This is a genomic window from Halorubrum sp. SS7 (assembly GCF_005435055.1).
GTDB classification, from domain to species: Archaea; Halobacteriota; Halobacteria; order Halobacteriales; family Haloferacaceae; genus Halorubrum; species Halorubrum salinarum.
On the sequence record NZ_SGXV01000771.1, the window covers coordinates 1 to 214 of the forward strand.

1 pseudogene is annotated in these 214 nt (G+C 63.6%); it reads left to right on the forward strand.

The features are described 5' to 3' along the window. Positions 1–214: pseudogene (locus EXE44_RS22205) on the forward strand (hypothetical protein); the annotation flags it as partial.

Below are 214 nucleotides of genomic sequence, written 5' to 3' on the forward strand. Positions count from 1 at the left end.
CTGGTCGTCCCAGATGGCGACGCATACGGTCAGCTGTGGGCGGTCCTGATGGACCTCGGGTATGCGGAGGTCCAGTCGCTGAATCCAGATTACCGGGCGCTTGGCGCGACGAGCTGCGTCGAGAACGACGACGGGTGTCGCCTCGACATCTTCAACCAGCAGGTCGCGAACAAGCTCGTGCTCACCGACGGGATGCAAGAGCGCAGCGAGCAGT